General features: G+C 70.1%; 10 protein-coding genes and 1 pseudogene. 3 read left to right on the plus strand and 8 right to left on the minus strand.

Features of this window, described 5'->3' with window-relative positions; translation table 11 throughout:
* The 8 genes from AC13HU_RS23965 to AC13HU_RS24000 all read right to left on the minus strand — a co-directional run.
* Positions 1-305, minus strand: a 305-nt coding sequence (locus tag AC13HU_RS23965; protein WP_483044005.1) for a metal-sulfur cluster assembly factor, incomplete at its 3' end; no start/stop codon positions are given.
* Positions 302-757 carry a Fe-S cluster assembly sulfur transfer protein SufU gene (gene sufU, locus AC13HU_RS23970; protein ID WP_483044006.1) on the minus strand — a complete coding sequence of 152 codons (456 nt, stop codon included), beginning with the start codon at positions 755-757 and terminating at the stop codon, positions 302-304. The genes sufU and AC13HU_RS23965, both read right to left, overlap by 4 nt.
* Positions 758-770: 13 nt before the next feature.
* Entirely contained in the window at positions 771-2,021 is a 1,251-nt protein-coding gene (locus AC13HU_RS23975) for a cysteine desulfurase (RefSeq protein WP_483044013.1), read from the minus strand.
* Between the two features lie 23 nt (positions 2,022-2,044).
* Positions 2,045-2,809: a Fe-S cluster assembly ATPase SufC gene (gene sufC, locus AC13HU_RS23980; RefSeq protein ID WP_483044007.1), complete on the minus strand. Its 765-nt coding sequence runs from the start codon at positions 2,807-2,809 to the stop codon at positions 2,045-2,047.
* A 7-nt stretch (positions 2,810-2,816) separates the two neighbouring features.
* Complete coding sequence (locus AC13HU_RS23985; protein ID WP_483044014.1) at positions 2,817-3,134, minus strand: bifunctional 3-phenylpropionate/cinnamic acid dioxygenase ferredoxin subunit; 318 nt, start codon at positions 3,132-3,134, stop codon at positions 2,817-2,819.
* Positions 3,135-3,142: 8 nt separating this feature from the next.
* Complete coding sequence (gene sufD, locus AC13HU_RS23990) at positions 3,143-4,324, minus strand: Fe-S cluster assembly protein SufD (protein ID WP_483044008.1); 1,182 nt, start codon at positions 4,322-4,324, stop codon at positions 3,143-3,145.
* 71 nt (positions 4,325-4,395) lie between these two features.
* Positions 4,396-5,817 (minus strand): Fe-S cluster assembly protein SufB, encoded by a 1,422-nt coding sequence (gene sufB, locus AC13HU_RS23995; protein WP_483044009.1) that lies wholly within the window; start codon positions 5,815-5,817, stop codon positions 4,396-4,398.
* Positions 5,814-6,710 (minus strand): helix-turn-helix transcriptional regulator, encoded by an 897-nt coding sequence (locus AC13HU_RS24000; RefSeq protein WP_483044010.1) that lies wholly within the window; start codon positions 6,708-6,710, stop codon positions 5,814-5,816. The genes sufB and AC13HU_RS24000 overlap by 4 nt, the downstream gene beginning before the upstream one ends.
* 189 nt (positions 6,711-6,899) lie before the next feature.
* On the opposite strand from AC13HU_RS24000, the gene AC13HU_RS24005 reads away from it, so the two are divergent.
* From AC13HU_RS24005 to AC13HU_RS24015, 3 genes and pseudogenes are all read left to right on the plus strand, one after another.
* Positions 6,900-7,826 carry an ABC transporter ATP-binding protein gene (locus AC13HU_RS24005; RefSeq protein WP_483044011.1) on the plus strand — a complete coding sequence of 309 codons (927 nt, stop codon included), beginning with the start codon at positions 6,900-6,902 and terminating at the stop codon, positions 7,824-7,826.
* Positions 7,823-8,626: an ABC transporter permease gene (locus AC13HU_RS24010; protein WP_483044012.1), complete on the plus strand. Its 804-nt coding sequence runs from the start codon at positions 7,823-7,825 to the stop codon at positions 8,624-8,626. Before AC13HU_RS24005 ends, AC13HU_RS24010 begins: the two co-directional genes overlap by 4 nt.
* Positions 8,627-8,689: 63 nt before the next feature.
* Positions 8,690-8,947, plus strand: a pseudogene (locus tag AC13HU_RS24015) (UTRA domain-containing protein); the annotation flags it as partial.
* Positions 8,948-9,020: the final 73 nt, after the last annotated feature.

Here is a 9,020-nt window from a genome sequence, read left to right on the forward strand (position 1 = left end):
TCGGTGATCTTGTCCGGGCCCCACGGCGGCATCCAGACCCAGTTGATCTTCAGCTCGCGCACGATGCCCTCGGTCGCGGTCTGGGCCTGCTCCTCGATGACGTCGGTCAGCGGACAGGCCGCCGAGGTGAGGGTCATGTCCAGGGTGGCGGTGTTGGTGTCGTCGATGTGGATGCCGTAGATGAGGCCGAGGTTGACCACGTCGATGCCCAGTTCGGGGTCGACGACGTCGTACAGTGCCTCGCGCACCTCCTCCTCGGAGGCCGGGGTGGTGCTCAGGCCGTTCGGCACGGTGTTGTTGGTCATGCGGGCTTCCCTTCGGCCAGCGCCTGGGCGGTGGCGTCCTTCCAGGCCATCCAGCTCAGCAGGGCGCACTTCACGCGCGCCGGGTACTTGGAGACGCCGGCGAACGCGACCGCGTCCTCCAGCACCTCCTCCATCGCGTCGTCGGGCTCGATCCGGCCACGGGACTGCATCAGCTCCAGGAAGGTCTCCTGGATCTTCTGCGCCTCGGCGACCTCCTTGCCGACCAGCAGCTCGTTGAGCACCGAGGCGCTGGCCTGGCTGATCGAACAGCCCTGGCCCTCGTAGGAGATGTCGCCGATGACACTGCCGTCCAGCCGCACCCGCAGCGTGACCTCGTCGCCGCAGGTGGGGTTGACGTGGTGCACCTCGGCCTGGCCGTCGCGCAGACCGCGGCCGTGCGGGTGCTTGTAGTGGTCCAGGATCACGTCCTGGTACATCGAGTCGAGTTTCACAGCAGCACCACCATCAGCCGAAGAAGTTCCGGACCTGTTCCAACCCCTCGACCAGGGCGTCGACCTCGGCCGGAGTGGAGTACAGATAGAACGACGCCCGGGTGGTCGCAGGAATTCCGTACCGCAGGCACACCGGGCGGGCGCAGTGGTGGCCGACCCGGACCGCGATGCCCTGCTCGTCCAGCACCTGCCCGACGTCGTGCGGGTGGATGTCACCGAGCGTGAAGGAGATCGCGGCGCCGCGGTCCTCGCCGGTGGTCGGGCCGATGATCCGCAGATCGGGCACGTCCAGCAGCCGGGAAAGGGCGTACTCGGTGATCGCGTGCTCGTGGGCGGCGACCTTGTCCATGCCGAGCGCGTTGAGGTAGTCCACGGCCGCGCCGAGGCCGACCGCCTGGGCGATCGGCGGGGTGCCGGCCTCGAACTTGTGCGGCGCGGGCGCGTAGGTGGAGGAGTGCATCGAGACGGTCTCGATCATCTCGCCGCCGCCGAGGAAGGGCGGCAGGTCCTCCAGCAGCTCCTGGCGGCCCCACAGCACGCCGATGCCGGTCGGGCCGAGCATCTTGTGGCCGGTGAAGGCGACGAAGTCCGCGCCGAGCGCCTGGACGTCCAGCGGCATGTGCGGGGCGGCCTGGGAGGCGTCGATGAGGACGAGCGCGCCGACCTGCTGGGCGCGGCGCACGATCGCCTCGACCGGGTTGACGGTGCCGAGGATGTTGGACACCAGCACGAAGGAGACGATCTTCGTCTTCTCGGTGATGACCTGCTCGATGTCGGACAGGTCGAGCCGGCCGTCGTCGGTGAGGCCGAACCACTTCAGCTTGGCGCCGGTGCGCTGCGACAGCAGCTGCCACGGCACGATGTTGGAGTGGTGCTCCATCTCCGTGATGACGATCTCGGTGTCGCTGTCCACCCGGTAGGGCTCGTCGGCCCAACCCAGCATGTTCGCCACCAGGTTCAGTGACTCCGACGCGTTCTTGGTGAAGATCACCTCGTCGCGGCTGGGCGCGTTGATGAAGGCGGCGATCTTGTCGCGGGCGCCTTCGTACAGCGCGGTGGCCTCCTCGGCGAGCACGTGGACGCCGCGGTGCACGTTGGCGTTGGACTGCTCGTAGTACGCGCTGAGGGCGTCCAGCACCTGGCGCGGCTTCTGCGAGGTGGCCGCGTTGTCGAGGTAGACCAGGCGGCGGTCGTCGTGGACCAGGCGGTCCAGGATCGGGAAGTCCTTGCGGATCGCCTCGGTGTCGAGGAGGCCGGCCGGCACCCTGCCGATCGGCGAGGTCGATGTCACGCGGCTGCGCCACCCTTCACGTAGGACTCGTAGCCCTCTTCCTCCAGCTTGTCGGCGAGCTCGGCGCCACCGGACTCGACGATCCGGCCGGCCGAGAAGACATGCACGAAGTCGGGCTTGATGTAACGCAGGATGCGCGTGTAGTGCGTGATCAGCAGGGTGCCGACCTCGCCCCGCTCGCGGACCCGGTTGACACCTTCGGAGACGATCCGCAGGGCGTCGACGTCGAGGCCGGAGTCGGTCTCGTCGAGGATCGCGATCTTCGGCTTGAGCAGTTCGAGCTGGAGGATCTCGTGGCGCTTCTTCTCGCCGCCGGAGAAGCCCTCGTTGACGTTGCGCTCGGCGAAGGCGGGATCCATGTGCAGCTGCTCCATGGTCTCCTTGACCTCCTTCACCCAGGTACGCAGCTTGGGTGCCTCACCGCGGATGGCGGTGGCGGAGGTGCGCAGGAAGTTGGAGACCGACACCCCGGGGATCTCGACCGGGTACTGCATGGCGAGGAAGACGCCGGCCCGGGCCCGCTCGTCGACGGTCATCGCCAGCACGTCCTCGCCGTCGAGGGTGACGGTGCCGCCGGTGACGGTGTACTTGGGGTGCCCGGCCAGGGAGTAGGCCAGGGTGGACTTGCCGGAGCCGTTGGGGCCCATGATGGCGTGGGTCTCGCCCTGTTTCACGGTGAGGTCGACGCCCTTGAGGATTTCCTTGGTGGCGTTGTCGGCTTCGACGGTGACGTGCAGGTCGTGGATTTCAAGCGTGGCCATGGGTGACTCAGGACTCCTGGGTGACGGAGACGAGCACGTCGTCCCCAACGATCTTGACGGGGTATACGGGGACGGGCCGCGTGGCGGGCAGTCCGGAGGGCTTGCCGGTGCGCAGGTCGAAGCTGGAGCCGTGCAGCCAGCACTCGATCTGGCAGTCCTCCACCTCGCCCTCGGAGAGCGAGACGTTGGCGTGCGAGCAGATGTCGTTGATCGCGAACACCTCGCCCTCGGTGCGGACCACCGAGATCGGCACGCCGTCGATCTCGACCCGGCGCGGGGTGTCGTCCTCCAACTCGCTGAGCGCGCAGACGCGGACGAAGGGCACGGTGCTGGTCATCCGACCGCCGCCTCCAGTTCCGCGTCGATCTTCGCCATCAGCCGCTCCTCCAGGTCGGGCAGCCCGATCTGCTGGACCAGCTCGCCGAAGAAGCCGCGCACCACCAGGCGGCGGGCGTCCTCGGTGCGGATGCCGCGGCTCATCAGGTAGAAGAGCTGCTCGTCGTCGAACCGGCCGGTCGCGGAGGCGTGTCCGGCGCCGACGATCTCGCCGGTCTCGATCTCCAGGTTGGGCACCGAGTCGACCCGGGCGCCGTCGGTGAGGACGAGGTTGCGGTTCAGCTCGTAGGTGTCGGTGCCCTCGGCCGCGGCCCGGATCAGCACGTCGCCGATCCACACCGCGTGCGCGTCCTGGCCCTGGAGCGCGCCCTTGTACGCCACGTTGGACCGGCAGTGCGGCGTGTCGTGGTCGATGAAGAGGCGGTGCTCCTGGTGCTGGCCGCGGTCGGTGAAGTACAGCCCGAACAGGTCGGCCTCGCCGCCGGTGGCGCCGTAGACGACCCGGGGGTGCAGCCGGACCAGGTCGCCGCCGAAGGTGACGACGACGGACTTGAAGCTCGCGTCACGGCCGACCAGCGCGGTGTGCTGGGCGACGTGCACGGCGGTGTCGGCCCAGTCCTGGACGGACACCACGGTGAGCTTGGCGCCGTCGCCGATCAGGAACTCGACGTTGGCGGCGAGGGTGGTGTCGCCGGTGTGGTCCAGCACCACCACGGCCTCGGCGAACGAGCCGACCTCCACGACCTGGTGGCCGTAGGCGACGCCGCCCTCGCCGTGCACGGCGATCCGGATCGGCTCGGTGAGCACGGCGTCCTTGGGGACGCTGACCACCGACGCCTTCTCGAAGGCGCTGAACGCCTGGGCGGCGACCCGGTCCACCGGCTTGCCGGACTTGCCGACCCGCGGGTCGGTGCGGTCCACGGTCTGCACGATGACGCCGTCGGGTGCGGTCACCTCGACCCGCAGCGAGCCGGTCGCCTCCGCGGTGCCGTCGTGCAGGCCGCGCAGCCGCGCCAGCGGCGTGAAGCGCCATTCCTCCTCGCGCCCGTTCGGCACGGGGAAGTCGGACACGTCGTAGGACGGGGCGGCGCTGACCCGGGCGTCGGCGGGCTGCTCGGTCGGCTGCCCCACCGTGATGGCACCGTCCGTGGTGCTGCCCGCAGGGGTGTTCTCGGCCATGGGTGTACTGCTGCTCCTCTTGGATTACTTCGATCGGTGCGGGATGGCGGGCGGCGTCGGGGTGACCCGGGTCAGCCGACCGCGCCTTCCATCTGCAGCTCGATCAGCCGGTTCAGTTCCAGGGCGTACTCCATCGGCAGCTCCTTGGCGATCGGCTCGACAAAGCCGCGCACGATCATCGCCATGGCCTCGAACTCGGTCATCCCGCGGCTCATCAGGTAGAAGAGCTGGTCGTCGGAGACCTTGGAGACGGTCGCCTCGTGCCCCATCGACACGTCGTCCTCGCGCACGTCCACGTACGGATACGTGTCGGAGCGGGAGATCGTGTCGACCAGCAGGGCGTCGCACAGCACGTTGGACTTCGCGCCGGAGGAGCCCTCGCCGATCTCGATCAGGCCACGGTAGGAGGTGCGGCCGCCGCCGCGCGCCACCGACTTGGAGACGATGTTGGACGACGTGTTCGGCGCCATGTGCACCATCTTGGCGCCCGCGTCCTGGTGCTGGCCCTCGCCTGCGAAGGCGATGGAGAGCGTCTCGCCCTTGGCGTGCTCGCCCATCAGGTAGACCGCCGGGTACTTCATCGTCACCTTGGAGCCGATGTTGCCGTCGACCCACTCCATGGTCGCGCCCTCGTAGGCGACGGCGCGCTTGGTGACCAGGTTGTAGACGTTGTTCGACCAGTTCTGGATGGTCGTGTAGCGGCAGCGGCCGCCCTTCTTGACGATGATCTCGACCACCGCGGAGTGCAGCGAGTCCGACTTGTAGATCGGCGCGGTGCAGCCCTCGACGTAGTGGACGTACGCGTCCTCGTCGACGATGATCAGGGTCCGCTCGAACTGGCCCATGTTCTCGGTGTTGATCCGGAAGTACGCCTGGAGCGGGATCTCCACGTGCACGCCCTTCGGCACGTAGATGAACGAGCCGCCGGACCACACCGCGGTGTTCAGCGAGGCGAACTTGTTGTCGCCGGCCGGGATGACGGTGCCGAAGTACTCCTGGAACAGCTCCGGGTGCTCGCGCAGCGCGGTGTCGGTGTCCTGGAAGATGACGCCCTGCTCCTCCAGGTCCTCGCGGATCTGGTGGTAGACGACCTCGGACTCGTACTGGGCGGCGACGCCGGCGACCAGACGCTGCTTCTCCGCCTCCGGGATGCCGAGCCTGTCGTAGGTGTTCTTGATGTCCTCGGGCAGGTCCTCCCAGGACTCCGCCTGCTTCTCCGTGGACCGCACGAAGTACTTGATGTTGTCGAAGTCGATACCGGTGAGGTCCGAGCCCCAGGTCGGCATCGGCTTCTTGCCGAACAGCCGCAGCCCCTTCAGCCGCATCTTCAGCATCCACTCCGGCTCGGACTTCTTGCCGGAGATGTCGCGGACGACGTCCTCCGACAGACCGCGCTTGGCGGCGGCGCCGGCGGTGTCGGAGTCGGCCCAGCCGTACTCGTAGGTGCCGATGCCTTCGAGCTCCGGGTGAGTGGTCTCCGTGGGAGCAGTCATGCGGGGTTCCTCCCGGACGTGCTGACTGGTGCATGGTCTGTGCGTGCGGATGCTGCTGATGTTGCTACCGGTGCCGGTGCCGCGAATCCTGCGGGGGGCGCGGATTCCGCGGCTGGCTCGGGTGGTGCGGTGGGTGGTCGTGCGGGCGGTGCGGGTGCTGCCGGTTCCTCGGGTGCCGCGGCGGTCCGGCCCTGGTGGGCCTGCGGGATGAACGTGGTACACACCCCGTCGCCGTGCGCGATGGTGGCGAGCCGCTGGACGTGGGTCCCGAGCAGGCGGGAGAAGACCTCGGCCTCCGCCTCGCAGAGCTGCGGGTACTGCTCGGCGGCGTGGGCCACCGGGCAGTGGTGCTGGCACAGCTGCTCCCCGGCCGGGCCGGGGGCGCTACGCGCTGTTGCAGCGTACCCGTCCGCGGTCAGGGCGCGGGCAAGCGCCTGTGCCCGCTCGTCGGGCGCGGCGGCGTTGATCAGCTCGCGGTACCGCTCGGCCTGGGCGGCGACCCGGGCCCGCGCGAACGCGGTGACCGCGGCCTCGCCCTGCTCGCCGCCGCCCGCGGACTGGGCGATCCAGCCCAGCGCGTCCGCGGCGAGCTGGTCGTATGCCTGATCGAAGGCGTCCCGGCCGCAGTCGGTGAGCGCGAACACCTTCGCGGGGCGGCCTCGGCCACGGCTGCCGTAGACCCGCTGCTGGCGGGGCTCCACGATGTTCTCCGCGACGAGGGCGTCCAGGTGGCGGCGCACCGCCGCCTGGGTGAGGCCGAGCCGCTCGGCGAGGTCCGCGGCGGTGGAGGGCCCGTGGCCCAGGATGGAGCTGGCGACGCGGTTGCGGGTGCGCCGCTCACCGGTCGTCTGCTCCTCCGCCGCCTCGCGGGCAGCACCGCCTACGTATTTCACAACGCCATTGTTGCTTAATTCGGCGAGCAGGGGCAAGCTCGGCCCTTCGCCTACACGGTGGGCTACATCACTTAGGGTTACCTCACTTCGAGGCCGGGGCGGCCGGGTGGGGCCCTGGGGCAACTTTCGGGGAGACCGGTTTCCGCCCTGCCGCCATGGCGCCCCTCGATGCTCCCTAGACTCGTCGGCATGCGAAACGAGTCCGCGGTCGAGGTGACCGGTCTGGTCAAGCGGTACGGCACCAAGACCGCGGTCGACGGCCTCGACCTGACGGTGCCGCGCGGCTCCGTCACCGCCGTACTCGGCCCCAACGGCGCGGGCAAGACCACCACCGTCGAGGTCTGCGAGGGCTACCGGCGCCCCGACGGCGGCACCGCCCGCGTCCTCGGCCTCGACCCGGTCACTCAGGGTGGTGAGCTTCGGCCGCGGATCGGGGTGATGCTCCAGTCCGGCGGCGTCTACCCGGGCGCCCGCGCCGAGGAGATGCTGCGGCACGCCGCGACGCTCCACGCCCACCCCGTCGACCCGGCGCTGCTGATCGAGCGGCTCGGCCTGGACGGCTGCGGTCGCACCACCTACCGGCGGCTGTCCGGCGGCCAGCAACAGCGCCTGGCGCTGGCCATGGCCGTGGTCGGCCGCCCCGAACTGGTCTTCCTCGACGAGCCCACCGCCGGCCTGGACCCGCAGGCCCGGCACGCCACCTGGGACCTGGTCCGAGAACTGCGCGCCGACGGCGTCACCGTGGTGCTCACCACCCACTTCATGGACGAGGCCGAGCAACTCGCCGACCAGGTGGTGATCATCGACGCCGGCCGCTCGATCGCCGCCGGCACCCCCGAGGAGCTGTGCCGCGGCGGCGCCGAGAACACCCTGCGCTTCACCGGCCGCCCCGCCCTGGACCTCGCCTCGCTGCTCAACGCCCTGCCCGCCGATTCCCTCGCCACCGAGCTGTCCCCCGGCTCGTACCGCATCGAGGGCACGGTGGACCCGCAGCTGCTGGCCACCGTCACCTCCTGGTGCGCCCAGCACGGCGTCATGCCCGACCACCTCGCGGTGGAGCGGCGCACCCTGGAGGACGTCTTCTTGGAACTGACCGGCAGGGAGCTGCGGGTATGAGCGTCACCACCGACACCGCGCACGTCACCGGCGAAGGGGCCGGCGCGTTCGCCCCCGCGCCCGGCGCGGCACCGCTGTCCCGGATGATCCGGGCGCAGGCGCTGCTGGAGACGAAGATGCTGCTGCGCAACGGCGAGCAGCTCCTGCTCACCGTGGTGATCCCGGCGCTGCTGCTGGTGCTCTTCAGCGCGGTGGACATCGTGGACACCGGCCCCGGCAAGTCCGTGGACTTCCTCGCGCCCGGCATCCTCGCGCTCGCGGTGCTGTCCACCGCGTTCACCGGCCAGGCCATCGCGACCGGCTTCGAGCGCCGCTACGGCGTCCTCAAGCGCCTCGGCGCCTCGCCGCTGCCGCGCTGGGGGCTGATGACCGCGAAGACCTGCTCGGTCCTGGTCACCGAGGCACTCCAGGTCGCCCTCCTGGTGGCGATCGCCTTCGCCCTCGGCTGGTCCCCCCACGGCAACCCCGCCGCGGTCCTGCTCCTCCTCCTGCTCGGCACCGCCGCGTTCTCCGGGCTCGGCCTGCTCATGGCCGGCACCCTCAAGGCCGAGGCCACCCTCGCCGCCGCGAACCTCGTCTTCCTGCTCCTGCTGGTCGGCGGCGGCGTGATCGTCCCGATGACCAAGTTCTCCGGCGGAGTGCAGGACGTCCTGAAGCTGCTGCCGATCTCGGCCCTCTCCGACGGCCTGCGCGACGTCCTCCAAAACGGCGCCGGCATCCCCTGGTCCGACCTCGGCATCCTCGCGGTGTGGGCAGTCGTCGGCCTGGCTGCGGCGGGCCGCTTCTTCCGCTGGGAGTAGGGCGCCGCCGTTCGATCGCCGGGAGCCGCCGCCGCGCCGGGCCGGGGGCGGCTCGTCGGCCAGGTCTCCGAGGGCGACACCGGCCCCGGCGGGATCTACGCGCGGCTCGCCGAACTCGGCCGCAAGCCGGTGCACTTCCGCGAGGAGATCCGCTCCCGTATGCCCTCGGCGGACGAGACCGCGCGGTTGGAGCTCGCCACGGGCACGCCGGTGATCCTCGTCTGCCGGACGGCCTTCATGGATGACGGGCACGCCGTCGAGGTCAACGAGATGGCGCTGGACGCGGCGTCCTACGTGCTGGAGTACGGCTTCGACGCGTGAGGGGGCGGTACGACAATCAGCCCGCCGGGAGGCAGTTCACGAAGGTGGCGAAGGTGCGGGGTTGGGCGGCGTC

The organism is Streptomyces sp. NH27 (assembly GCF_056859195.1).